Origin of the sequence: Streptomyces toxytricini, from assembly GCF_014649915.1 — a bacterium.
GTDB lineage: Bacteria > Actinomycetota > Actinomycetes > Streptomycetales > Streptomycetaceae > Streptomyces > Streptomyces toxytricini.
This window is the reverse complement of the sequence record NZ_BMTY01000004.1, coordinates 218821-243426: the sequence shown is the minus strand read 5'-3', so window position 1 is coordinate 243426 and position 24606 is coordinate 218821. Positions and strand designations below refer to the sequence as shown.

General features: G+C 72.1%; 20 protein-coding genes and 2 tRNA genes. 7 read left to right on the top strand and 15 right to left on the bottom strand.

Features of this window, described 5'->3' with window-relative positions; translation table 11 throughout:
• Positions 1 to 15: 15 nt before the first annotated feature.
• Positions 16 to 1179 (bottom strand): sensor histidine kinase, encoded by a 1164-nt coding sequence (locus IE170_RS06990; RefSeq protein WP_189808401.1) that lies wholly within the window; start codon positions 1177 to 1179, stop codon positions 16 to 18.
• A gap of 161 nt (positions 1180 to 1340) precedes the next feature.
• Positions 1341 to 3962 carry a valine--tRNA ligase gene (locus tag IE170_RS06985; RefSeq protein WP_189808400.1) on the bottom strand — a complete coding sequence of 874 codons (2622 nt, stop codon included), beginning with the start codon at positions 3960 to 3962 and terminating at the stop codon, positions 1341 to 1343.
• 90 nt (positions 3963 to 4052) lie between these two features.
• Here IE170_RS06985 and IE170_RS06980 point away from each other — a divergent pair, with 90 nt between their 5' ends.
• The gene (locus tag IE170_RS06980) at positions 4053 to 5063 is read left to right on the top strand and encodes a hypothetical protein (protein ID WP_308428370.1); all 1011 of its coding nucleotides are present in this window, start codon (positions 4053 to 4055) and stop codon (positions 5061 to 5063) included.
• Positions 5064 to 5153: 90 nt separating this feature from the next.
• Here IE170_RS06980 and clpX read toward each other — a convergent pair whose 3' ends face one another.
• The 5 genes from clpX to IE170_RS06955 form a co-directional block, all read right to left on the bottom strand.
• Complete coding sequence (clpX, locus tag IE170_RS06975) at positions 5154 to 6440, bottom strand: ATP-dependent Clp protease ATP-binding subunit ClpX (protein WP_189808399.1); 1287 nt, start codon at positions 6438 to 6440, stop codon at positions 5154 to 5156.
• 154 nt (positions 6441 to 6594) lie between these two features.
• Positions 6595 to 7248 (bottom strand): ATP-dependent Clp protease proteolytic subunit, encoded by a 654-nt coding sequence (locus IE170_RS06970; RefSeq protein ID WP_185902541.1) that lies wholly within the window; start codon positions 7246 to 7248, stop codon positions 6595 to 6597.
• Positions 7249 to 7356: 108 nt separating this feature from the next.
• Positions 7357 to 7974, bottom strand: coding sequence for an ATP-dependent Clp protease proteolytic subunit (locus IE170_RS06965; RefSeq protein WP_189808398.1), 618 nt, complete (start codon positions 7972 to 7974; stop codon positions 7357 to 7359).
• Positions 7975 to 8269: 295 nt separating this feature from the next.
• A complete protein-coding gene (tig, locus tag IE170_RS06960; protein WP_189808397.1) occupies positions 8270 to 9649 on the bottom strand; it encodes a trigger factor in 1380 nt (459 codons plus the stop codon).
• 172 nt (positions 9650 to 9821) lie between these two features.
• Positions 9822 to 9898, bottom strand: a tRNA-Pro gene (locus IE170_RS06955).
• Between the two features lie 178 nt (positions 9899 to 10076).
• Between IE170_RS06955 and IE170_RS06950 the strand changes: the two genes are divergently transcribed.
• Positions 10077 to 10147, top strand: a tRNA-Gly gene (locus IE170_RS06950).
• A 76-nt stretch (positions 10148 to 10223) separates the two neighbouring features.
• On the opposite strand, the gene IE170_RS06945 is transcribed toward IE170_RS06950, so the two are convergent.
• The 4 genes from IE170_RS06945 to IE170_RS06930 all read right to left on the bottom strand — a co-directional run bounded on the left by IE170_RS06945 (position 10224) and on the right by IE170_RS06930 (position 14419).
• Entirely contained in the window at positions 10224 to 10418 is a 195-nt protein-coding gene (locus IE170_RS06945; RefSeq protein WP_114057574.1) for a hypothetical protein, read from the bottom strand.
• Between the two features lie 130 nt (positions 10419 to 10548).
• Positions 10549 to 11010, bottom strand: a complete 462-nt coding sequence (locus IE170_RS06940) for an HD domain-containing protein (protein ID WP_189808396.1) — start codon at positions 11008 to 11010, stop codon at positions 10549 to 10551.
• Entirely contained in the window at positions 11007 to 12425 is a 1419-nt protein-coding gene (locus IE170_RS06935; protein ID WP_189808395.1) for a pyridoxal phosphate-dependent decarboxylase family protein, read from the bottom strand. The genes IE170_RS06940 and IE170_RS06935 overlap by 4 nt, the downstream gene beginning before the upstream one ends.
• 851 nt (positions 12426 to 13276) lie before the next feature.
• Complete coding sequence (locus IE170_RS06930; protein ID WP_189808394.1) at positions 13277 to 14419, bottom strand: PP2C family protein-serine/threonine phosphatase; 1143 nt, start codon at positions 14417 to 14419, stop codon at positions 13277 to 13279.
• Between the two features lie 215 nt (positions 14420 to 14634).
• Here IE170_RS06930 and IE170_RS06925 point away from each other — a divergent pair, with 215 nt between their 5' ends.
• Positions 14635 to 15870 carry a GNAT family N-acetyltransferase gene (locus IE170_RS06925; RefSeq protein WP_189808393.1) on the top strand — a complete coding sequence of 412 codons (1236 nt, stop codon included), beginning with the start codon at positions 14635 to 14637 and terminating at the stop codon, positions 15868 to 15870.
• A 37-nt stretch (positions 15871 to 15907) separates the two neighbouring features.
• Here IE170_RS06925 and IE170_RS06920 read toward each other — a convergent pair whose 3' ends face one another.
• Positions 15908 to 16714: an Fpg/Nei family DNA glycosylase gene (locus tag IE170_RS06920; protein WP_189808392.1), complete on the bottom strand. Its 807-nt coding sequence runs from the start codon at positions 16712 to 16714 to the stop codon at positions 15908 to 15910.
• An 85-nt stretch (positions 16715 to 16799) separates the two neighbouring features.
• Complete coding sequence (locus IE170_RS06915) at positions 16800 to 17288, bottom strand: ribose-5-phosphate isomerase (protein ID WP_189808391.1); 489 nt, start codon at positions 17286 to 17288, stop codon at positions 16800 to 16802.
• Positions 17289 to 17505: 217 nt separating this feature from the next.
• Between IE170_RS06915 and IE170_RS06910 the strand changes: the two genes are divergently transcribed.
• Complete coding sequence (locus tag IE170_RS06910; protein ID WP_189808390.1) at positions 17506 to 18942, top strand: amino acid permease; 1437 nt, start codon at positions 17506 to 17508, stop codon at positions 18940 to 18942.
• A 103-nt stretch (positions 18943 to 19045) separates the two neighbouring features.
• On the opposite strand, the gene IE170_RS06905 is transcribed toward IE170_RS06910, so the two are convergent.
• Positions 19046 to 19627: a biotin transporter BioY gene (locus tag IE170_RS06905; RefSeq protein ID WP_189808389.1), complete on the bottom strand. Its 582-nt coding sequence runs from the start codon at positions 19625 to 19627 to the stop codon at positions 19046 to 19048.
• Positions 19628 to 19913: 286 nt separating this feature from the next.
• Between IE170_RS06905 and IE170_RS06900 the strand changes: the two genes are divergently transcribed.
• The 3 genes from IE170_RS06900 (at position 19914) to IE170_RS06890 (ending at position 23745) form a co-directional block, all read left to right on the top strand.
• Positions 19914 to 21326: an amino acid permease gene (locus tag IE170_RS06900; RefSeq protein ID WP_189808388.1), complete on the top strand. Its 1413-nt coding sequence runs from the start codon at positions 19914 to 19916 to the stop codon at positions 21324 to 21326.
• A 184-nt stretch (positions 21327 to 21510) separates the two neighbouring features.
• Complete coding sequence (locus tag IE170_RS06895; RefSeq protein WP_189808387.1) at positions 21511 to 22923, top strand: amino acid permease; 1413 nt, start codon at positions 21511 to 21513, stop codon at positions 22921 to 22923.
• 165 nt (positions 22924 to 23088) lie between these two features.
• Entirely contained in the window at positions 23089 to 23745 is a 657-nt protein-coding gene (locus tag IE170_RS06890; RefSeq protein WP_189808386.1) for a superoxide dismutase, read from the top strand.
• 125 nt (positions 23746 to 23870) lie between these two features.
• Here IE170_RS06890 and IE170_RS06885 read toward each other — a convergent pair whose 3' ends face one another.
• Positions 23871 to 24518: a mycothiol-dependent nitroreductase Rv2466c family protein gene (locus IE170_RS06885; protein ID WP_189808385.1), complete on the bottom strand. Its 648-nt coding sequence runs from the start codon at positions 24516 to 24518 to the stop codon at positions 23871 to 23873.
• Positions 24519 to 24606 lie beyond the last annotated feature (88 nt).

The following is a 24606-nucleotide window of genomic DNA, read 5'->3' as shown; positions in this document are numbered from 1 at the left end:
CCGGACGTCGGAGGCCTACCCGCGCGGGAAGGTGGCGACGACCTCGTACGCGTCGCCCGTCCGGGTGGCCGTCAGGGTGCCGCCCATGCTGCCGACGCGTTCCGCCATGCTCGCGGTACCCGAGCCCGCCGAGACCGGCGCGCGGGCCGGGAGCCCGGCCGGCAGCGGGTTGCTCACCGAGATCCGCAGCTGTCCGCCGTCCGCCTCGATCCGGACGTCGACGGTCTCGCCCCGGGCGTGCTTGGCCGCGTTGGTCAGGCACTCCTGCACCACCCGGTAGACGGCGGCCTGCCGCAGCGGCGACAGCCCGTGCACCTGCGGGTCCAGCTCCATGCGCACCGGCGAGCCGGCCCGGCCGCTCTCCTCGGCGAGCGCGGCCAGCCCGTCGAGGCCCGGGGTGGCGGAGGGGCCGCCGCGCTGCACGATGATCTCGTTGAGGGCGAGGTGGGCCCGTCGCGCGGTGTCCGCCAGCTCCGCGAAGTCCTTGCCGTACGCCGATCCGCGGGCCCGCAGCGACAGCACCTCGGAGCGGACCGTCAGCAGGGTCAGCTCGCGGCCGACGAAGTCGTGGACGTCCCGGCCGACCGAGGTGCGCTCCTCCTGGACCGCCTGGAGCACGGCCGCCTCCGCCCGCCGGGCCTCCAGCTCGCGCACCAGGTCGTGGCGGGAGGCGGCGACCCCGACGACCGAGGCGAGCACCCCGATCGGCACGACGAGGCTCGCGTACGCGCTGAGGGTCTGGGCCCGCGGCTCGGGCCAGCCGGGCACGCTGAACACGGCGAGCGCGTACGCCACGTACCCGGCGGTGGCGAGCACGGCGGCCCGGCGCCCGCGGAAGCGGCCCACCGAGTACAGGGCGAACTGGACCAGCGTCAGCTCGTGCAGCCAGCCGAGGAACAGCAGGGCCGTCGCGTACGCGATCCACGGCGCGCGGCGCCGCACCAGGAGCGTCGCCGCCCCGGCGGCGAGCACGGCGGCGGCCAGCGGCCCGCTCAGCGAGTTGTCGGCGGCGGCGAGGCCCGGCAGGTCGAGGGCCATCAGGGCCAGGCAGCCGAGGGCGGCGAGCACGTCCTGCGCCCGCTGCGGCCCCGCACACCAGGCGCCGGCGGTACGGCGGCCCGCGGCCGCGGCGGCCGCCGCGGCCCGGTGGAACGCCGGGACGGCGGACTTGACGGGCATGGTGTCCATCTTCCGCGGTCGGGGACGGGGAGGAGGCGGGCGGCGGGCGGCGGCGGGCGTGAGAATCGGCACGCCGCCCGCCGGGAACTCCCCCGTACGGCGCAGGCCCCCGCGCCGCTGGTGCGGTGCGGGGGCCTGCGGTGGCCGTGCGGTGCGGTCCGTCAGGCGGCGGGCAGCGCGGCCAGCTGGGCCTGGATGCGGGCGATGTCCGCCTCGGCCTTGGCCAGACGGCCCTTGATCTTGTCCACGACGTTGTCGGGGGCCTTCGCCAGGAAGGCCTCGTTCCCGAGCTTCGCCTCGGCCTGGGCCTTCTCCTTCTCCGCGGCCCCGAGGTCCTTGGAGAGGCGCTTGCGCTCGGCGTCCACGTCGATGGTGCCCGACAGGTCGAGCGCGACGGTCGCGCCGCCGACCGGCAGGGTGGCGGTGGCGCTGAAGCCCTCGCCCTCCGGCTGGAGGCGCAGCAGCTGGCGGATGGCCGCCTCGTGCGCGGCCAGCGGGGTGCCGGCCAGGTCGAGGCGGGCCGGGACCTTCTGGCCCGGCTGCAGGCCCTGGTCGGCGCGGAAGCGGCGGACCTCGGTGACGACCTGCTGGAGGTTCCCGATCTCGGCCTCGGCGGCCTCGTCGCGGAAACCGCTGTCGCCGGGCCACTCGGCGACCACGAGGGACTCGCGGCCGGTCAGGGTGGTCCACAGGGTCTCGGTGACGAACGGGACGACCGGGTGCAGCAGCCGCATCAGGACGTCCAGGACCTCGCCGAGGACCCGGCCGGAGGCCTTGGCGCCCTCGCCTCCCGCGAAGAACGTCGTCTTCGACAGCTCGACGTACCAGTCGAAGACCTCGTCCCACGCGAAGTGGTACAGCGCCTCGCTGAGCTTCGCGAACTGGAAGTCCTCGTAGTAGGCGTCGACCTGCGCGACCGTCTTGTTGAGGCGGGAGAGGATCCAGCGGTCGGTGGCGGACAGCTTCTCCGCCGGCGGCAGCTCGCCCTCGACGGTGGCGCCGTTCATCAGCGCGAAGCGGGTCGCGTTCCAGATCTTGTTGGCGAAGTTCCGGGACGCCTGGACCCAGTCCTCGCCGATCGGGACGTCGGTGCCGGGGTTGGCGCCCTTGGCCAGGGTGAAGCGGACGGCGTCGGAGCCGTACTTGTCCATCCAGTCCAGGGGGTCGACGACGTTGCCGAAGGACTTCGACATCTTCTTGCCGCGCTCGTCGCGGACCAGTCCGGTCAGGGCGATGGTCTTGAACGGGGCCTCGCCGTCCATCGCGTACAGGCCGAACATCATCATCCGGGCGACCCAGAAGAAGATGATGTCGTGGCCGGTCAGCAGGACGTCGGTGGAGTAGAACTTCACCAGGTCCGGGGTCTTCTCCGGCCAGCCGAGCGTGGAGAACGGCCACAGGCCGGAGGAGAACCACGTGTCGAGGACGTCGGTGTCCTGGTGCCAGCCCTCGCCCGCCGGCGGCTGCTCGTCGGGGCCGACGCAGACGATCTCGCCGTCCGGGCCGTACCAGATCGGGATCCGGTGGCCCCACCACAGCTGGCGCGAGATGCACCAGTCGTTCATGTTGTCGACCCAGTCGAAGTAGCGCTTCGACATGTCCTCGGGGTGGATCTTGACGCGGCCGTCGCGGACGGCGTCGCCGGCGGCCTTGGCCAGCGGCTTGACGTTGACCCACCACTGCATGGACAGGCGCGGCTCGACGGTCGTCTTGCAGCGCGAGCAGTGGCCGACGGAGTGCATGTACGGGCGCTTCTCGGCGACGATCCGGCCCTGCTCGCGCAGGGCGCCGACGACGGCGGAGCGGGCCTCGTAGCGGTCCAGGCCGAGGAAGGGGCCGTGGACGGTGATGACGCCGTGCTCGTCCATGATCGTCATGGAGGGCAGGTCGTGGCGCTGGCCGATCGCGAAGTCGTTCGGGTCGTGCGCCGGGGTCACCTTGACGGCGCCGGTGCCGAACTCGGGGTCGACGTGCGTGTCGGCGACGACCGGGATGGTGCGGTCGGTCAGCGGCAGCTTGATCTGCTTGCCGACGAGGTGCCGGTAGCGCTCGTCGTCCGGGTGGACGGCGACGGCGGTGTCGCCCAGCATCGTCTCGGCGCGGGTCGTCGCGACGACCAGGGAGTCCTCGCCCTCGCCGTACCGGATGGAGACGAGCTCGCCGGCGTCCTCCTGGTACTCCACCTCGATGTCGGAGATGGCGGTCAGGCAGCGCGGGCACCAGTTGATGATGCGCTCGGCGCGGTAGATCAGCTCGTCGTCGTAGAGCTTCTTGAAGATCGTCTGGACGGCCTTGGACAGGCCCTCGTCCATGGTGAACCGCTCGCGCGACCAGTCGACGCCGTCGCCGAGGCGGCGCATCTGGCCGAGGATCTTGCCGCCGTACTCCTCCTTCCACTGCCAGACGCGCTCGACGAACTCCTCGCGGCCCAGGTCGTGGCGGGACTTGCCCTCCTCGGCGAGCTGCTGCTCGACCTTGTTCTGGGTGGCGATGCCGGCGTGGTCCATGCCGGGCAGCCACAGGGCCTCGTAGCCCTGCATGCGCTTGCGGCGCGTCAGGGCGTCCATGAGCGTGTGCTGGAAGGCGTGGCCCAGGTGGAGGGAGCCGGTGACGTTCGGCGGGGGGATGACGATGGTGTACGCGGGCTTCTCGCTCGCCGCGTCGGCGGTGAAGTACCCACGCTCTACCCAGCGCTCGTAGAGCTCCCCCTCTACCTCGGCCGGCGCGTACTGGGTCGGCAGTTCGGAGTTGGGGCTGCTGGGTGTCTGCGTGTTCTCGGTCACGGGCACAGTTTAGAGGCGTAACGGTCCGGTACTGAAACCGGTAATCAGGGGGCCCGGGGGCCTGCGCCCGGCCCGCGTGGGCCAGGATGTGTGGAGCGCATAAACATCCTGAAGGGGGACGAGGGCATGAGCTACAACCAGCCGGGGCCGTACGGGGGCCCGCCGCAGCAGCAGCCGGGACCGTACGGGGCCCCGCCCCCGCCCCCGCCGGGGCAGCCCGGCCCGTACGGCCAGCCGCCGGCCGCGCAGCCGGGCTACGGCTACCCGCAGCAGCCCCCGCAGCCCGCCCCGGGCTACCCCCCGCAGCCGCCGACGGCCCCGATGGGCTTCCCCCAGCAGCAGCCCCCGCCGTACGGCTACCAGCAGCCGGGCATGCCCCCGCAGCCCCCGTACGGCGGCCAGCCGCCGAAGAAGTCGAAGGCCGGCGTGGTCATCGCGGTGGTCGCCGCGGTGGCGGTGATCGCGGGCGGCGGCTGGTACCTCCTGGGCGGCGGCTCGGCCGGCACGATCGACGAGGCGACGAAGGGTCAGAAGCTCGCCTTCCCCGCCTCGGTCGACGCGTACGCGAAGAACGAGAAGGCGGTCGGAACGTCGAGCGGGGACACCCCGATGTCGGCCGACCAGAAGACCAAGGCCGAGGCCATCGGCATCAAGGACCCCCACCAGGCGAGCTCGCAGTACCTGAACGGCGTGAAGGGCAAGGCCAAGCAGCTGACCGCCAACGGCTTCTGGGGCCAGATCGCCGACCCGGAGCGGGCCCTCGACGCCTACTTCGCCCAGATCGGCGCGCCGAACCCGGAGACCGACAAGCTGGGCCTGAAGTACGAAAAGGTGGGCACGCCCAAGTCGTTCACCCCGGACGGCTTCAAGGGCGCCGTCATGAAGTGCGTCGACGTCAAGATGAGCACGACGAAGACGACCAAGCCGGGAGAGCCCAGCTCCCTCGTGGTTCCGACCTGCGTCTGGAGCGACTACTCCACCCTCGGCGCGGTCAACCACATGGACCAGACGACGGTTCTGACCGGCGGCAGCCAGGGCACGCAGGAGGAGCTCAGCAAGCTGGCAGCCAAGCTCTACAACACCTCGCGCACCAAGGCCTGATCCCGCGGCGACGGCCCGCCACCCGAACGAACGAGGAGGGGCGCCCCGGCTGTCCGGGGCGCCCCTCCTCGTTCGTTCGGGTGGCGGTCGTTACGCCGACTTCTCCTGCGGGCCCTGGTCCTTCGGGACGATCCGCGGGACCAGCGTCGGGTTGACGTTGGAGCGGACGACGTCCGCCGTGATGACCACGCGCGCCACGTCCTTGCGGGACGGCACCTCGTACATCACCGACATCAGCACCTCCTCCATGATGGCGCGGAGCCCGCGCGCACCGGTCTGGCGGAGGATCGCCTGGTCCGCGATGGCCTCCAGGGCCTCGCGCTCGAAGTCCAGCTCGACGCCGTCGAGTTCGAACAGCCGCTGGTACTGCTTCACCAGCGCGTTCCGCGGCTCGACGAGGATCTGGAGCAGCGCCTCGCGGTCCAGGTTGTGCACCGAGGTGATGACCGGGAGGCGGCCGATGAACTCGGGGATCATCCCGAACTTCACCAGGTCCTCCGGCATGACCTCCTGGAACTGGTCGCTCGCCTCGATCTCCCGCTTCGAGCGGATCGTCGCGCCGAAGCCGATGCCCTTGGCGCCCGCCCGGGCCTCGATGATCTTCTCCAGGCCGGCGAAGGCACCGCCCACGATGAACAGCACGTTCGTCGTGTCGATTTGGATGAACTCCTGGTGCGGGTGCTTGCGCCCGCCCTGCGGCGGCACCGAGGCGGTGGTGCCCTCCAGGATCTTCAGAAGGGCCTGCTGCACGCCCTCGCCGCTGACGTCGCGCGTGATCGACGGGTTCTCGCTCTTGCGGGCGACCTTGTCGATCTCGTCGATGTAGATGATGCCGGTCTCGGCCTTCTTGACGTCGTAGTCGGCGGCCTGGATCAGCTTCAGGAGGATGTTCTCGACGTCTTCGCCGACGTACCCCGCCTCGGTCAGCGCTGTGGCGTCCGCGATGGCGAACGGGACGTTCAGCATCCGGGCGAGCGTCTGCGCCAGCAGCGTCTTGCCGGAGCCGGTGGGGCCCAGCAGCAGGATGTTGGACTTGGCCAGCTCGATCGCGTCGTCCCGGCCCTGCGCACCGCCGTTCTCGCCGGCCTGGACGCGCTTGTAGTGGTTGTAGACCGCGACGGAGAGCGCCTTCTTCGCCGGCTCCTGGCCGACGACGTAGCTCTCCAGGAACTCGTAGATCTCGCGAGGCTTGGGGAGTTCCTCCCACCGCACCTCGGAGGTCTCGGCGAGCTCCTCCTCGATGATCTCGTTGCAGAGGTCGATGCACTCGTCGCAGATGTAGACACCGGGTCCTGCGATGAGCTTCTTCACCTGCTTCTGGCTCTTTCCGCAGAACGAGCACTTGAGCAGGTCGCCGCCGTCACCGATGCGTGCCACGAGGTGCTTCCCCTTCGCCTGGGAGACGCCTGGTTCAGCGGCTCCTGGTGCCTCATATCCGACGGTACCCTGCCGGGGGCCCCGTTCGGGGCCCCCTTGGCGCGGTTCACATCGCCGAATCGTGCGACGTGTCCGCGCCAAACGGCGGCAGGGGTCAGACCGCGTTCATCTTCCGGGTGGAGATGATCTGGTCGATCAGGCCGTACGCCAGCGCGTCCTCGGCCGTGAGGATCTTGTCGCGCTCGATGTCCTCGCGGATCTTCTCGATCGGCGTGCTCGAGTGCTTGGCCAGCATGGTCTCCAGCTGGTCGCGCATGCGCAGGATCTCGTTGGCCGCGATCTCCAGGTCGGAGAGCTGCTCGCGGCCGGTGCCGCCGGACGGCTGGTGGATCAGCACGCGGGCGTTGGGCAGGGCCATGCGCTTGCCGGGGGTGCCGGCGGCGAGCAGGACCGCGGCGGCGGAGGCCGCCTGGCCCATGCAGACCGTCTGGATGTCCGGCTTCACGAACTGCATCGTGTCGTAGATCGCCGTCAGCGCCGTGAAGGAGCCGCCGGGGCTGTTGATGTAGATCGAGATGTCGCGGTCCGGGTCCATCGACTCCAGGCACAGCAGCTGCGCCATGACGTCGTTGGCCGAGGCGTCGTCGATCTGGACGCCGAGGAAGATCACGCGCTCCTCGAAGAGCTTCGCGTACGGGTCGTACTCGCGGACGCCCTGCGAGGTGCGCTCGACGAAGCGCGGGACGACGTAGCGGTTGTCCACCTGCGGGCCGGTGTAGAGGCCGCCGGCGGGAGAGAGGTTGTTCATGTGCATCGGGTGTTCACCATCCTGGTGGCGTTCTGCGGGCTGGGGCTTGCCTGGTGCGGGGCGGGCGCGCGGCCCGGCGGGGGCCGCTCGCGCGCCGCGGGGCCGGGATCAGGCCCCGGTGCCGCCGCCGCCCGGGACCAGCGACGCGGCGGAGATGATCTCGTCGATGAGGCCGTACTGCTTGGCCTCCTCCGCCGTGAACCAGCGGTCGCGGTCGCCGTCGCGGATGATGGCCTCCACCGTCTGCCCGGAGTGCTGCGCGGTGATCTCCGCCATGCGCTGCTTGGTACGCAGCAGGTACTGCGCCTGGATCTTGATGTCCGAGGCGGTGCCGCCGATGCCGGCGGAGCCCTGGTGCATCAGGATGTCGGTGTTCGGGAGCGCGAAGCGCTTGCCCGGGGCGCCGCCGGTGAGCAGGAACTGGCCCATGGAGGCCGCCATGCCCATGCCGATGGTGACGACGTCGTTCGGGATGTACTGCATGGTGTCGTAGACCGCCATGCCGGCCGTCACCGAGCCGCCGGGGCTGTTGATGTAGAGGTAGATGTCCTTCTCCGGCTCGGCGGCCAGGAGCAGGAGCTGCGCCGTGATCTTGTTCGCGATGTCGTCGTCGACCTGCTGGCCGAGGAAGATGATGCGCTCGCCGAGCAGCCGGTTGTAGACATGGTCGCCGAGGCCGCCACCGATGGACGGCTCACCCGCGGCGTAAGGCTTCAGATTCGTCACGTATCCACCTGCTCGTCTCCGACGGCCGCTTGCCGTCTCAGCGTCTCGTTCTGGGGGCGCGGGCCCGCCTGCGCGGCGCATTCCGCCGTCGTCCGGGTACTCCCGTGCCCTCGTATTCATGGACCCTAACGCGCAGGTCGGACAACGCCATCCCGCTTCCCGAACTGTTCGCTCGGAGCGCAAGGTTCCCAAGGGCCGGGGCCGGTGCGCGGAAGGGCCCGCACGCGGCTGCGTGCGGGCCCTTCCCCGGCTGCTGCTGCCCTGCCGGCAGCCCCTGCGGGCCGCCGGCGCGGGGTCACTTCGCCTCGTCGCCCTCGACGGCCGCCTCGACGGTCTCGGCGGCGGCCTCGGCCGCCTCCTCGTCCTCGTCGGACAGGTCGATGACCTCACCGTTGGTGTCGACGACCTTGGCGGCCTCGACGACGACCGCGAGGGCCTTGCCGCGGGCCACCTCGCCGACGAGCATCGGGACCTGGCCGCCCTCGACGACCGCCTGGGCGAACTGGTCGGGGGACATGCCGGAGGAGGCGGCGCGGCGCATGAGGTGCTCGGTGAGCTCCTCCTGGTTGACGCCCAGCTTCTCCTTGTTGACCAGGGCGTCCAGGACGAACTGGGTCTTGATGCCCTTGACCGCCTGCTCCTTGGTCTCGGCGTCGAACTCCTCGACCGTCTTGCCCTGGAACTCCAGGTACTTCTCGAGGGTCAGGCCCATCTGGCCGAGCTGGTGGTGCTCCAGGTTGTGCTTGCGGGTGTTGATCTCGTCCTCGAGGAGCTTCTCGGGGATCGGCACCTCGACGAGCTCCAGCAGCTTCTCCAGGACGCGCTCCTGGGCCTGCGTGGCCTGGTCGTACTGCTTCATGTTCTCGAGGCGCTTGCGGCTGTCGGCCTTCAGCTCCTCCAGGGTGTCGAACTCGCTCGCCATCTGCGCGAACTCGTCGTCCAGCTCCGGCAGCTCGCGGGCGGAGACCTTGGACACCTTGACGGTGACCTCGGCGTCCTTGCCCTCGGCGGAGCCGCCCTTCAGCTGCGAGGTGAAGGTGGCCTCGCCGCCGGCCTCCAGGCCCTTGACGGCCTCGTCGATGCCGTCGAGGAGCTCGCCCGAGCCGATGGTGTAGGAGACGTCGCTGGCGACGCCGTCGGGCAGCACCTCGCCCTCGACCTTGGCCTCCAGGTCGATGGTGACGACGTCGCCCTCGGCGGCGGCGCGCTCGACGTCCTTGGTGGACGCGAAGCGGCTGCGCAGCTGCTCGACGGACTTCTCGACGTCCTCGTCGGTGACCTCGACGGCGTCGACCTCGACCTCGATGCCGGAGAAGTCCGGGATCTCGATCTCGGGGCGCACGTCCACCTCGGCGGTGAAGGCCAGCAGCTCGCCGTCCTTCAGCTCGGTGATGTCGACCTCGGGCTGGCCCAGCGGGTTGAGCTCGGCCTCGTTGACGGCCTCGGTGTAGAACTTCGGCAGCGCGTCGTTGACGGCCTCCTCCAGCACGGCGCCGCGACCGAAGCGCTGGTCGATCACGCGGGCGGGGATCTTGCCCTTGCGGAAGCCCTTCACCGTGACCTGCTGGTTGATCTTCTTGTACGCCGCGTCGAGGCTGGCCTTGAGCTCCTCGAAGGGCACCTCGACAGTGAGCCGAACCCGAGTCGGGTTCAGGGTCTCCACGGCGCTCTTCACGGTTCGGTCTCCTTGTGGCTGACTGCTGGGGTCTCTGCTGTCGCTGCGAATCAGCGTTCCAGCGGATCGGGCCCGGTACATCAGACACACGGGCACGCAGCTTGCATAGTAACCGCAAGCGGCAATCAGCCCACAACGCGATCACTGCGAGGACGGTGCCGGATGGTGGTGCTGGTCGGGGTGGCCGGATTCGAACCGACGACCTTCCGCTCCCAAAGCGGACGCGCTACCAAGCTGCGCCACACCCCGTCGGTGCGACACGTAGGGTACATGGCCGGAGACCCTCCGACACGCCGCGTTTCACGGAAGATTCCGGCCACCCGGCCCCGGCCCGCCCGCGGCCGCGCGAATGCGGTGTGCACGCGCCCCGCCCGACCCGCTAGGATGCTGTCCGTGCCGCGGTCCCCGGACCTGCGGCGATCGTGTTGCGGGTGTAGCTCAATGGTAGAGCACTAGTCTTCCAAACTAGCTACGCGGGTTCGATTCCCGTCACCCGCTCTCACCTGGTCAGGGCCGGTCGGAGGAGGTTTCCTCCGCCCGGCCCTGATGCGTTTTCCGGGGGCGGGGCGCGGGGTCAGAGCTTGATGCCGGCGATCGTGTCCGCGAGGGAGTTCAGGAAGCGGTTGACGTCCGGGGCGATCGAGCTGGACGCGAGGAAGAAGCCGAAGAGGACCGCGACGATCGCGGGGCCCGCCTTCAGGTGGTTGCCGCGGATCAGCACCACCATGATGATCGCCAACAGAACCACCACCGACAGCGAAATGGCCACTACTGATCACACCTTCGATCGTCCCCGGTCCGGCCGGGAGCGCACGGTCGGCGCACGCCCCCCTGTGGTCCATCCTCCCACCAACGGGGCCCACCTATCCGCCCCCTGACGAATCGGCGCCCGGAGGGGGTCAGGGCGTGGCCAGGCCGAGCAGGGAGCGGACGCGGGCGTACTTCGCGGTCAGCCGCTCCCGGGTGGGCGCGTCCAGTACGGACAGCCGCGCCGGGTCCGCGTTGTGCGCGAGGTCGGCCTCCTTCACCAGGACGGCGCCGGGGGTGGCGAGGATGCGGGCCGTGTACTCCTCCAGCGGCTCGCCGGGGCGCTTGGTGACGGCCAGGACCATGTCCTTCACCGCCTGCGGGAGGGCGGCGGCATCGAGCCACTCCCGGCTGAGCGCGTCGTCCTCGACGGCGTCGTGCAGCCAGGCCGCCGCCTGCTGCTCGGGGCTGCCGCCGCGGGTGCGGACGCCTTCCGCCACGGCCGCCAGGTGTTCGGCGTACGGGCGGCCCGCCTTGTCGGTCTGCCCCTCGTGCGCGGTGCGCGCCAGGGCTTCGACCTCCGCCAGGGTGAGCGGCTGCTGCTGCGTCGTCATGCGGTCCCCTTCACTGCCGTCTGCGCTGCCGCGCCGCGGAGGGCTTCGGCGGCCCGGTGCACGTCCGCCTGCGTGGTGCGCCAGTTGGAGAACGCGGCGCGCAGGGCGGGGGTTCCCGCGTGGACGGTCGGGGTCGTGAACACCTCGCCCGCCGCGGCCTCGCGCACGGCGGTCAGGCGGGCGGCGAGCCGGTCCGGGTCGGGCTCGCCGGCGAGGGTGAAGAGGACGACGTTGAGCCGGACGGGGGCGAGCAGCCGGAAGGCGGGGTCGCGCTCCAGCTCGGCGCCGAGGGCCCGGGCGCAGGCGACGTCCCGCTCGACGATCTCGCGGTGGCCGGCGCGGCCGTACGCGCGCAGCGTGAACCAGGCGGCGAGGGCGCGCAGCCGGTGGGAGTTCTCCGGGGTGAGGTGGACGAGGTCGGGGTCGGCGCCGAGCGGGCCGAGGTAGGCGGCGGCGTTGCGGAAGACGCGGGTCTGGAGGTCGGGCCGGCGCGTGAACTGGACGGCGCTGTCGTAGGGGACGTTCAGCCATTTGTGCAGGTCGACGCAGACGGAGTCCGAGGCGTCGAGGCCGTCGACGAGGTGGGCGTGGTGCGGGGACAGGGCGGCGAACGCGCCGAACGCGGCGTCGGTGTGCAGCCAGAAGTCGTGGCGTTCCTTCAGGGCGGCGACGGCGCGGAGGTCGTCGAAGTCGACGGTGTTGACGGTGCCGGCGTTGGCGACGACCACGGCCGGGCCGGGGGTGTCGGCGAGGGCGCGGTCGAGGGCGGCGGGGTCGACGGCCTCCCGGCCGGGGAGGGTGGGGACGGGGACGAGGGCGCTGCGGCCGAGGCCGAGGAGGGAAAGGGCCTTGGCGATGGAGGAGTGCGGGGCGCCGGAGAGGACGCGTACGGGTCCGAGGGCGGCGGCCCCGTCCTCGGCGGGGGCCACGCCGAGGCGTTCGCCGAGCCATTCGCGGGCGATGGCGAGGCCGGTGGTGTTGGACATGGTGGCGCCGCTGACGAAGGTCCCGGAATGGGCGGGGCCGAGTCCGAACAGGTCGCGGAGCCAGCCGGTGGTCTCGCGCTCCAGGTCCTGGCCGCCCCCGTCGAGGGCGGAGTTGGAGTTCTGGTCGTGGACGGCGGTCAGCCAGTCGCCGGCGAGGGCGGCGGGGGTGGCGCCGCCGGTGACGAAGCCGAGGTAGCGGGGGCCGGCCGACGCCGACAGGCGCGGCTCCCACCGCCGGCGGAAGGCGGTCAGGGCGGCTTCGGCCCCGGCGCCGTGTTCGGGGAGCGGCTCGGGCCGCGGGGGCTGCGCCGGGGGCGGCGGTACGACGGGCCGGGCGTCGAGCCCGTCGAGCGCGTCGGCGGCGGCGCGGCGCACGGCTTCGAGCAGCTCGGGCAGCCGCCCGAGGTCGGCGGCGAGGGTGTGGTCCATGGGCGGCACCGTAGGGCCCGGGGGCGGGCGGCGGGCGGGCCAATCGGCGCCGGGTGGCCGGTCCGTGCCGTCACCCCCGCCGGGATGCCGATGGGGTGGCGGGCGGGCCAATCGGCGCCGGGTGGCCGGTCCGCGCCGTCGCCCCCGCCGGGATGCCGATGGGGCGGCGGGCGGCCCAATCGGCGCCGGGTGGCCGGTCCGCGCCGTCACCCCCGCCGGGATGCCCATGGGGCGGCGGGCGGCCCAATCGGCGCCGGGTGGCCGGTCCGCGCCGTCACCCCCGCCGGGATGCCCATGGGGCTGCTGGAGGGCCAATCGGTGCCAGGTGGCCGGTCCGTGCCGTCACCCCCGCCGGGATGCCCATGGGGCTGCTGGAGGGCCAGTCGGCGCCGGGTGGCCGGTCCGTGCCGTCACCCCCGCCGGGATGCCCATGGGGCTGCTGGAGGGCCAGTCGGCGCCGGGTGGCCGGTCCGTGCCGTCGCCCCCGCCGGGATGCCGGTGGCGACGGCGGCCGTGAGCGGGAGCCGGCAGCCGTCGGGCCGGCGCACCGCCTCGTGCAGGGCGAGCGAGGTCGCCGCAGGCAGGACGGAGCGGAGGACGGTGCCGCGCCGGCGGAGCGACACGACAGCGGCCTGCGAGGCGGAGAGTGCCGGGACCGCCGGCCGTGTGCTTCCGCGGCGGGGCCTCCCCGGGGGCGCGGGCGCCGGCCGGCCGGGCAACGGCCTTGCAGAGGACTGCGGTTGAGGGCGGCCCGGCCCGGCTGTGCCCGGGCACCGCTCCCCCGCCCGCACCCCGCGGCCGGCGGGCCGGCGGGCCGGCGGGCCGGCGGTGAAGGTTCCCGCGTACGGGGGTCAGGGCGAGCGGCGGATGAGGAGGAGGGCGCGGTCGTCGTTGACGTCCTTGGCGACCTTCTCGATGAGGTGCCAGGCGGCGCCCTGCCAGCCGGCGGCGACGTACCGGTCGGCCTCGCCGGTGAGGCGGTCGATGCCCTCGCCGATGTCGCGGTCGGCGGTCTCGACGAGTCCGTCCGTGAAGAGCATCAGGACGTCGCCGGGGCGCAGCCGGCCGCGGGCCGGTTCGAACTCGGCGCCGTCGTAGACGCCGAGGAGCGGTCCTTCGCCGGCCTTCTCCTGCCAGCGGCCGGTTCCGGCGCAGAGCTGGAGGGCGGGCAGGTGGCCGGCGGACAGGAGTTCGTAGTCGCCGGTTTCGAGGTCGAGGACGAGGTGGACGGAGGTGGCGAAGCCCTCGTCCCAGTCCTGGCGCAGCAGGTAGCCGTTGGCGGCGGGCAGGAAGCCGTGCGGGGGGAGGGCGCCGAGGAGGCCGCCGAAGGCGCCGGAGAGGAGCAGGGCGCGGGAGCCGGCTTCCATGCCCTTGCCGGAGACGTCGGTGAGGACGACTTCGAGGGTGCGGCCGCCGTTGGTGCGGGCGGCGACGACGAAGTCGCCGGAGAAGGACTGGCCGCCGGCCGGGCGGAGGGCCATCTCCTGGTGCCAGCCGCGGGGCAGGGCGGGGAGCTTGCTCTGGACGCGGATGCGTTCGCGGAGGTCGAAGAGCATGGTGCCGCCGCGTCTCCAGGGGACGCCGACGCGGCTGCGGAACTGGGCGATGACGAGGCCGAAGAATCCGCAGGCGGCCACGACGAGGACCGTGCCGGGGGTGACCCGGGCGGGGCCCTGGGTGTAGGGGCCGAGGACGAGGGATTCGACGATGAGGGCGGCCGCGGAGGCGGCGTACAGGGCGAGGAGGCTCGCGGGGCGCAGCAGCAGGCCGCCCGCGACGATGGGCAGGACGAGCGCGGCGGGCGAGAACCACACCGGGAGCACGAGGGTGCCGCAGGCGATGGCGGGGACGGTGGCGAACAGCCCGGCGAAGGCGAGCCAGTCGGAGGCGTCGCCGCGGAAGTAGTCGACGGCGGATTTGCGCAGGGCTGTGCGGGCCCGGTGCCACGCCTTGCGCGTCCGGGCCCTGAGCGTCTCCACACGTGCTCCGGCCATGTCCCTCGGGACCCTATCCATCGCGGCTGTGTGCGCGCAGGGGGACCCCCGGACCGGTCCGCTCCGCTCCGCGGCGGCGCCGGGCGGGCCCGGAGGACGCCGACGGCCGCTGTCCCGGCGGGAGTCGGGGCGGACCGGGGCGGCGGAGCGGGCGGGCCCGCGGGCCGGTGGAAAAGCCTTAGCCCGTGATGGACGCCACTGGTAAGGATGAGCACATGACTCTTGAGATGCGCATCTTGCGGTCGGATGAGTGGGATGTCTGGTACGGCCACCTCGAACTGGCCTTCGGCGGGGTGGCGGAGTCCCGGCAGGAGCGGGAGCTGTACCGGGCCCTGACGGAGGTCGAGCGGTCGCTCGGCGTCTGGGACGGGCAGGTGTGCGTGGGCTCGGCGGGCGCGTTCACGTTCCGGCTGTCGGTGCCGGGCGGGGGGCTGGTGCCGGCGGCGGGCGTCACGATGGTGGGCGTCGCGCCGACGCACCGCCGCCGCGGCGTCCTGACCTCGCTGATGCGCCGGCAGCTCGACGACGTCCGCGCGGGCGGCGAGCCGGTCGCGGTGCTGACGGCTTCGGAGCCGGCGATCTACGGGCGCTTCGGCTACGCCGCCGCCGCGTACGAGCTGCGGGTGGCCGTCGACACGTCCCGGGTGACGCTGTCGGTTCCGCCGGGGACGGACGGGGTGCGGCTGCGTTTGGCCGATCCGGAGAAGGCGCTCGACGACTGCGAGCGGGTGTACGCGCAGCTCGTCGCGCGGCGGCCCGGAATGCCTGCCCGGCAGCCGGGCTGGGAGCGGCAGGCGCTGCTGGACCCGCCGGACTCCCGCGGCGGGGCGTCCCCTCTGATGTGCGTGGTGGCGGAGCGGGAGGACGGCTCGGTCGCGGGATACGCCCGCTACCGGGTCAAGACGGAGTGGGACGCGGCCGGGCCGTGCGGCGAGGTCGAGGTGCAGGACCTGGACGCGCTGGATCCGGCGGCGACGGCCGCACTGTGGCGCTACCTGTTCGGGATCGACCTGACGTCGGTGGTGCGGGCCCGCAAGCGGCCGGTGGACGATCCGCTCCTGCACCTGGTCAGCGACCCGCGGCGGGCCCTGCCGTCCGTGCGGGACTCCCTGTACCTGCGGCTGGTGGACCTGCCGCGGGCGCTCGCGGCGCGGGCGTACGGGGCTCCGCTGGACGTGGTGCTGGAGGTGGAGGACGCGTTCTGCCCGTGGAACGCGGGCCGGTGGCGGCTGACCGCCGACGGGCGCGGCCCGGTCCGGTGCGAGCGCACGGAGGACCCGGCGGACCTGGAGCTGTCGGTGCGGGAGCTGGCGGCGGCGTACCTGGGCGGGGTGGCGCTGACCGCGCTGGCGGAGGCGGGGCGGGTGCGCGAGCTGCGCCCGGGGACGCTCGCGGCGGCCTCGCGGGCGTTCGCCGGCGACGTGGCGCCCTGGCTGCCGCACGGCTTCTGACCGGGCCCGGCGGGGCCCCGGCCGAGGCCGCCCGCCCTCAGCGGGTCTGGCAGCCCGGGCACCAGAAGAGGTTGCGCGCGGCGAGGCCGGCGGTGCGGATGGCGCTGCCGCAGACGTGGCAGGGCATGTTCGCGCGGCGGTAGACGTACACCTCGCCGCCGTGGTCGTCGACGCGCGGCGGGCGGCCCATCGCCTCGGGCGTGTGCTCCTCGCGGACGGTGTCGATCCGGTTGTTCCGGACGCCCTCGCGCATGAGCACCGCCAGGTCGGCCCACATGGCGTCCCATTCGGCGCGGCGGACGTCCCTGCCGAGCCGGTACGGGTCCACGCCGTGCCGGAAGAGCACCTCGGCGCGGTAGACGTTGCCGATGCCGGCGACGACCTTCTGGTCCATCAGGAGGGCCGCGATCGTGGTGCGGGAGCGCGTTATCCGCTTCCACGCGCGGTCGGGGTCGTCGTCGGCACGCAGCGGGTCGGGGCCGAGCCGGTCGTGCACCGCCTGCTTCTCGGCGTCGCCGATGAGGGCGCAGGCCGTCGGGCCGCGCAGGTCGGCGACGTGCTCGTCGTTCGCGAGCCGGAGCCGGACGGTGTCGGCGGCGGGCGGTGCGGGGGCGGGTCCGAAGCCGAGCTTGCCGAAGAGGCCGAGGTGGATGTGGATCCAGGCGTCGCCGAGCTCCAGGAAGAGGTGCTTGCCGTGCGCCTCGGCGCTCTCCAGCCGGCGGCCGTCGAGCAGGGCGGCGCTCTCGGCGAACCGGCCCTGCGGGCTGCTCACGCGGACGGGCCGGCCTGCGAACCGCTCGGTGTGGTCCTGGGCGAGGCGGTGGATCGTATGCCCCTCGGGCACTGCTGCTCTCCTCGGGTCTGCCGCCGCGCCCGCCGCGGGAACGGCAGTGCCGCCGGACCCCGCGGATCCGGCGGCACGGCGGCTGCTACTGGTCCTGCGGGTGGTGGGCCGGGATGGGCGGGAGCTCGCCGGTGCGCTCGTACGCGGAGAGCATGTCGATGCGGCGGGTGTGGCGCTCCTCGCCGGAGTACGGGGTCGCCAGGAAGGCCTCGATGAAGGAGGTGGCCTCGTGCTGGGTGTGCATGCGGCCGCCGACGGAGATGACGTTGGCGTTGTTGTGCTCGCGGCCGAGCTTCGCGGTCTCCACGCTCCAGGCGAGGACGGCACGGACGCCCTTGACCTTGTTGGCGGCGATCTGCTCGCCGTTGCCGGAGCCGCCGATCACGATGCCGAGGCTGCCCTCGTCGGCGGCGGTCTTCTCCGCGGCGCGGAGGCAGAACGGCGGGTAGTCGTCCACGGCGTCGTAGATGTGGGGCCCGCAGTCGACGGGCTCGTGGCCGTTGTCCTTGAGCCAGTCCACCAGGTGGTTCTTCAGCTCAAAGCCGGCATGGTCGGATCCGAGGTACACGCGCATGGGACGAGTGTGTCACGAGCGGTCCGCGAGACCCGTACCGGGTGTCGCGTAAGTCACTTCTAAAGCTCAAGTAAACCCAAAGAACGCAGATGAGACACGGTGGGACCAAGGTCCCGGACCTTCGCCCCGTGCAACGATCCGGATGCGGCCCTTCCGGCCGGGGCCTTCTCGGGCTTGAATGCCAGAACTCGCAACCCGAGAACCTAAGGATTCGTCCATGAGCACCACGACGACCCTTCGGAAGGCAGGCGACCCCTCCGGCAACTCCGGTGACGCCACGCCCAACGACGGTCTCAAGGCCGGTCTCAAGAACCGCCACCTTTCCATGATCGCCATCGGCGGCGTCATCGGCGCAGGGCTCTTCGTCGGCTCCGCCGGCGGCATAGCCAAGGCCGGCCCCGCCATCCTGATCTCCTACGCGCTCGTCGGCGCGATGGTCGTCTTCGTGATGCGGATGCTCGGCGAGATGGCCGCGGCCAGCCCGAACTCCGGCTCCTTCTCCGCCTACGCCGACCGGGCGCTGGGCCGCTGGGCCGGCTTCTCCATCGGCTGGCTCTACTGGTTCTTCTGGGTCGTCGTCCTCGCCGTCGAGGCGACCGCCGGCGCCGTCATCCTGGAGAGCTGGATCCCCGCCGTCCCGCAGTGGGCCTGGGCCCTGATCGTGATGGCCGTCCTGACCGCCACCAACCTCGGCTCCGTCGCCTCGTACGGCGAGTTCGAGTTCTGGTTCGCCGGCATCAAGGTCGTCGCGATCGGCGCGTTCGTCGTCATCGGCATGCTCGCCGTCTTCGGCCTGCTGCCGGGCTCGGACAACCCGGGCGCCGGCTTCGCCCACCTCACGGACACCGGCGGCTTCATGCCGAACGGCTGGGGCTCGATCCTGACCGGTGTGCTGATGGTCGTCTTCTCCTTCATGGGCAGCGAGATCGTCACGCTGGCCGCCGGCGAGTCCGAGGACCCGCGCCGCGCCGTCACCAAGGCCACCAACTCGGTCATCTGGCGCATCGCCGTCTTCTACCTCGGCTCGATCTTCGTCGTCCTCACTCTGCTGCCGTGGAACGACAAGTCGATCGTGGAGAAGGGCTCCTACGTCGCCGCCCTGGACTCCATCGGCATCCCGGCCGCCGGCCAGATCATGAACTTCATCGTGCTGACGGCCGTGCTGTCCTGCCTGAACTCGGGCCTGTACACCGCCTCCCGCATGGCGTTCTCCCTCGGCGAGCGCGGCGAGGCCCCGAAGTCCTTCGCCAAGGTCAACGCGAAGGGCGTGCCCACCGCCGCCATCCTGGGCTCCACGGTCTTCGGCTTCGTCGCCGTCGTGTTCAACTACACGAACCCGGACACCGTCTTCAGCTTCCTGCTGAACTCCTCCGGTGCGATCGCGCTGTTCGTGTGGCTGGTCATCTGCCTGACCCAGCTGCGCATGCGCAAGATCCTCGTGGCCGAGGCCCCGGAGAAGCTGACGGTGAAGATGTGGCTCTTCCCGTATCTGACGTACGCCACCGCCGCGATGATCGTCTTCGTCCTGGGCTACATGTTCTACGACGACGGCAACCGCGAGGTCGTGTCGCTGTCGGTGCTCGTCGCCGCGGTCGTCATCGCGATCGGCGTGGTGCGCGACGTCCGCCGCCGCAAGGCCTCCGTGCAGGGCTGACGCCCGGCCCCGCCGGGGCCCCGGACGGCAGCAGCCCCGGACCGCGCACCGCGCTGGTCCGGGGCTGCCCCGTTTGCCGGGCCGCTGCCGGCGGCTCCTGGAATCAGGAGCGGCCGGCCAGCTTCCAGGCGGCCGGCAGCAGGCCCATCGCCAGCACCGCCTTCAGGGCGTCGCCGATCAGGAACGGGGTCAGGCCCGCCGCGACGGCCGCGCCGAAGGACATGCCGGTCGACAGCGCCAGGTACGGGACACCCACCGCGTAGATCAGGGCCGAGCCGAGCGCCATCGCACCGGCCGTGCGCAGCACGGAGCGGTCGGCGCCGCGGCGGGCCAGGGCGCCGACGACGGTGGCGGCGAGCAGCATGCCGAGGACGTAGCCGAAGGAGGCGCCGAACGCGCCGGAGGTGCCGTTCGCGAACCACGGCACGCCGGCGGCCCCGGCCAGCGCGTACACGGCGAGGGAGAGGAAGCCGAGGCGGGCGCCGAGGGCGGTGCCGACGAGCAGCGCCGCGAACGTCTGGCCGGTGACCGGGACCGGGGAACCGGGGACGGGCACGGCGATCTGCGCGGCCAGCCCGGTCAGGGCGGCCCCGCCGACGACGAGCGCGATGTCGCGGACGCGGCTCGCGGGCAGCAGGTCGGCGAGGACGGTGCCGGGGCGGACGGAAACGGATGCAGTGCTCATCGGGAGGCTCCGCGGTGCTGGGGGTGACGGGACGATCACCGACGCTAATGCGCGCCCCCGCGGGACCCCACCGCTGCCCGGAACAAAGCCCCACTCCCCCGTTTGGTCGGGATCGCACAAAGTCCCCGGTTCACACCCGGGGCACCGTGATGCTCATCACGGGTCAGTTCACTCCACACATCCGTTTTGCGCGGATGGGCGCCGAACGGCGAGACTGTAGGGTCCCGCCAATCACCCGTGCGGGGCCCAACCGCCGCTGCCGAGCCGAGAGTACGAGCCTCCCCTCATGCGCGACCGTCTGCCCGACACTCCTCCACGCGCGGGCGAGCTGCCCGCGGAACCCCTGAGCCACAGTCTCAAGCAGCGCCACCTGACCATGCTGGGCCTCGGCGGGGTGATCGGGGCGGGCCTGTTCGTCGGCTCCGGCGCCGGCATCGCCGTCGCGGGCCCGGCGATCATCTGCTCGTACCTGCTCGCGGGCGCGCTGGCCATGCTGGTGATGCGCGCGCTCGGCGAGATGTCCGCGGCGCTGCCCGCCTCCGGTTCGTTCTCCGTGTACGCGGAGCGGGCGCTGGGCCGCTGGGCGGGCTTCTCGGCCGGCTGGCTGTACTGGTTCCTGCTGGTCGTGGTGCTGGCCGTGGAGGCGACCGGCGCCGCGAAGATCGCCAACGGCTGGGTGCCGGCGGTGGACCAGTGGGTGTGGGTGCTCGTCTTCATGGTGGTCTTCACCGTGGCCAACCTCGCCGCGGTGAAGAACTTCGGAGAGTTCGAGTTCTGGTTCGCGGCCCTGAAGGTCGGCGCGATCGTCCTGTTCCTCGTCCTGGGCACCCTCGCGATCTTCGGCCTGCTGCCGGACACCGACCCGGTGGGCCTGGCGAACCTGACGGGCCAGGGCGGGTTCTTCCCGCAGGGGGCCGGCGGCGTGGTCGCGGGCATGCTGGCCGTCATCTTCGCGTTCGGCGGCCTGGAGGTCGTCACCATCGCGGCCGCCGAGTCCGACGACCCGGCCCGCTCGGTGGCCCGCGCGGTGCGCAGCGCGGTGTGGCGCATCCTCTTCTTCTACGTCGGCTCGATGCTGGTCGTGGTGACGCTGCTGCCGTGGGACTCGCTGACGCCGGGCCAGAGCCCGTACGTGGCGGTGCTGGACTCCATCGGCATCCCCGCCGCGGGCCAGATCATGAACATCGTGGTCTTCGTGGCGCTGCTGTCGGCCCTGAACGCCAACCTTTACGGGTCCTCCCGCATGGTGTTCTCGCTGGCAGAGCGGGGCGAGGCGCCGGCGGCGCTGCTGAAGGTGTCGCCGGGCGGGGTGCCGCGCCGGGCCGTCTTCGCCTCGGTGTCCTTCGGTTTCGCCTCGGTGGTGCTGAACCTGCTGTGGCCGGACACGGTGTTCCTGTACATGCTGAACGCGGTCGGTGCGGTGCTGCTGTTCGTGTGGGCGCTGATCGCGGTGTCACAGCTGCGGCTGCGCCGGGAGCTGGAGCGGGACATGCCGGAGCGGCTGACGCTGCCGATGTGGTGCTTCCCGTACCTGACGTGGGCGGCGCTGCTGGGGATGGCGGCGGTGCTGGTGCTGATGCTCTTCGACGACAGCGCCCGGCCGCAGCTGCTGTGGTCCTCCGGTGCGGCGGCCGCGGTGCTGGTCGTGGCCTGGGTGCGGGAACTGCGCGCGCGGCGCGCCGGGGACGCGGCCGGCTGACGGCGGGAGCGCGCCTGCGGCGGTGAGCCGGCGCGGACCTCGCGGGCCCGGGACTTCACGTCCCGGGCCCGCTGCCGTCGGCGGGACGGAAGGGCCGCGACCGGATGATCACAACCCGTGAGCCGCCCGTCCGAATAACGGACGCAAAACGTCCGACTATCGGACGGTCGGCAGACTGGCCGGCATGAGTCAGCGCACCACCGCACCTCCCGCACCGCCGTCCGCCGGGCAGCACCCGCCCGCGGACACCCCCCTCGGCAACGGCCTCAGGCAGCGCCACCTGTCGATGATCGCCCTCGGCGGCGTCATCGGCGCCGGCCTCTTCGTCGGCTCCGGAGCCGGCGTCGCGGCGGCCGGCCCGGCGATCGTGGTGGCGTACGCCCTGTCCGGGCTCCTCGTGATGCTCGTGATGCGGATGCTGGGCGAGATGTCCGCGGCGAACCCCGCCTCCGGCTCCTTCTCGGTGCACGCGGAGCGGGCGATCGGCCCGTGGGCCGGGTTCACGGCCGGCTGGATGTTCTGGACGCTGCTGTGCGTCGGCGTGGCCATCGAGGCGATCGGCGCGGCGCACATCATGACCGGCTGGTTCCCCGGCACCCCGTCCTGGGCGTGGGTGCTGGCCTTCATGGCCCTCTTCTGCGGCGCCAACCTGGCCGCCGTCTCCAGCTTCGGCGAGTTCGAGTTCTGGTTCGCCGCCCTGAAGATCGGCGCGATCGCCCTGTTCCTGGGCCTGGGCGTGCTCGCGGTCCTCGGCCTGCTGCCGGGCACCACCTCCCCCGGCACCGCGAACCTGCTGCCCGAGGGCGGGTTCCTGCCGGGCGGCGTCGACGGCCTGCTCGTCGGCGTGCTGGCCTCGGTCGTCGCCTACGGCGGCCTGGAGACGGTCACCATCGCGGCCGCCGAGTCCGACGACCCGGTGCGCGGCGTGGCGAAGGCGGTGCGGACCACCATGTGGCGGATCGCGGTCGTCTACGTCGGCTCGATGCTGGTGGTGGTCACGCTGCTGCCGTGGAACGACCCGAAGGTGACCGAGCAGGGCCCGTACGCCGCCACCCTCGACCACCTGGGCATCCCCGCCGCCGGCGAGGTCATGAACGCGGTCGTCCTCGTCGCGCTGCTGTCCGCGATGAACGCGAACATCTACGGCTCCTCCCGGATGGCGCACTCCCTCGTCTCCCGCGGCCAGGGGCCCCGCGCCCTCGGCAGGGTCAGCGGACGGGTGCCGCGGCGCGCGGTGCTCGCCTCCTGCGGCTTCGGCTTCGTCACGGTGCTGCTCTCGTACTGGTACCCGGACACCCTGTTCGCCTGGCTGCTGAACATGGTCGGCGGGGTCATCCTCGTCGTCTGGGGCTTCACCGCCGTCTCGCAGCTGGTGCTGCGCCGCCGGACGGAGCGCGAGGATCCGGCGCGGCTCACCGTGCGGATGTGGTGCTTCCCGTATCTGACGTGGGCGGCGCTCGCGGGCGTGGCGGGGGTGCTGGCGCTGATGGCCTGGAACCCCGACACGCGGGTGCAGGTCGCCTTCACCGGCGGGCTGGCCGTCTTCCTCGCAGCCACCGGCTTCCTGATGCAGCGTCGGCGCGCCTCCCGCGGCTGACGCCCCCTCCCACCCCCTTCAGGCGGGCCCCGTGCATGCGCACGGGGCCCGCCTGCGCTTTCACCCAGGCAACCCTTACGTGTGAGCGGGAATAGATACTGCTAGCGTGCAGTTGCGCATTGATTGCAATAGCAGTTGGCACGCTGAGGGGACCGGATCACACGCATGGCCATCTACACGCTTCCCGAGCTTCCGTACGAGTACTCGGCTCTCGAGCCGGTGATCAACCCGCAGATCATCGAGCTGCACCACGACAAGCACCACGCGGCGTACGTCAAGGGGGCCAACGACACGCTGGAGCAGCTGGAGGAGGCACGCGACAAGGAGAACTGGGGCGCGCTGAACGGCCTGGAGAAGAACCTCGCGTTCCACCTCTCCGGCCACATCCTCCACAGCATCTACTGGCACAACATGGCCAGCCCGAAGACCGGTGAGGGCGGCGGCGAGCCCACCGCGGCCGACGGCCTGGGCGACCTGGCGGACGCCATCACCGAGTCCTTCGGCTCCTTCGCCCGGTTCAAGAAGCAGCTGACCTTCGCGTCCTCCGCGACGCAGGGCTCCGGCTGGGGCGTCCTCGCCTACGAGCCCGTCAGCGGCCGGCTGATCGTCGAGCAGGTCTACGACCACCAGGGCAACGTCGGCCAGGGCTCCGTGCCGATCCTGGTCTTCGACGCCTGGGAGCACGCCTTCTACCTGCAGTACAAGAACCAGAAGGTGGACTTCATCGAGGCGATGTGGAACGTCGTCAACTGGCAGGACGTCGCCCGGCGCTACGCCGACGCCAAGGCCAACACCCCGCTGCTGATCCCCGTCAAGGGCTGATCGCGGCCACAGGGCCGCCCGCCTCGTGATCGTCTTCTCAACCTTCGCGACCGGGCGTTTCCAGCGGCAGACCCCCGTGAGGACGTGACTCACGGGGGTCTGCCGTACGCGGTGCCGGGGGCGCGTCAGTCGAAGCGCGGGCCCTCGGTGCGGGTGCGCTTGATCTCGTAGAAGCCCGGGGTGGAGGCGACGAGCAGGGTGCCGTCCCAGAGCCTGGCGGCGGCCTCGCCGCGCGGGGTGGGGGTGACGACCGGGCCGAAGAAGGCGACGTCCGCGCCGTCGGCCCCGGGCACGGAGATCACCGGGGTGCCGACCTCCTGGCCGACGCGCTCGATGCCGTTGTTGTGGGATTCGCGCAGCACCTCGTCGTACTCGTCGGAGTCGGCGAAGCGGATCAGCTCGGCGGGCAGGCCGACCTCGTCCAGCGCGGCGGCGATGACCTCGCGGGTCGCGCCGAGGTCCTGGTTGTGGATCCGGGTGCCGAGCGCGGTGTAGAGCTTGCCGGTGACCTCGTCGCCGTGCTTCTGCTGGGCGGCGATGACGACGCGCACCGGCGCCCAGCCCTTGGGGCCGACGATTTCCCGGTAGCGCTCGGGCAGTTCGTCGAGGCGGTGCTCGTTCAGGACGGCGAGGCTCATCACGTGCCAGCGGACCTCGACGTCGCGGACCTTCTCGACCTCCAGCATCCAGCGGGAGGTCATCCAGGCCCAGGGGCAGAGCGGGTCGAACCAGAAGTCGACCGGGGTCTTCTCGCGCACCTGGGTGTCGGCCATGTCTCTCCTTGGGGCGGATAACGGTTCTCTGGTCATGTTCCTCCTGGCCAACCGGGCTGCGGCCGTGCGCATTCCCGCGTGGGAGGAT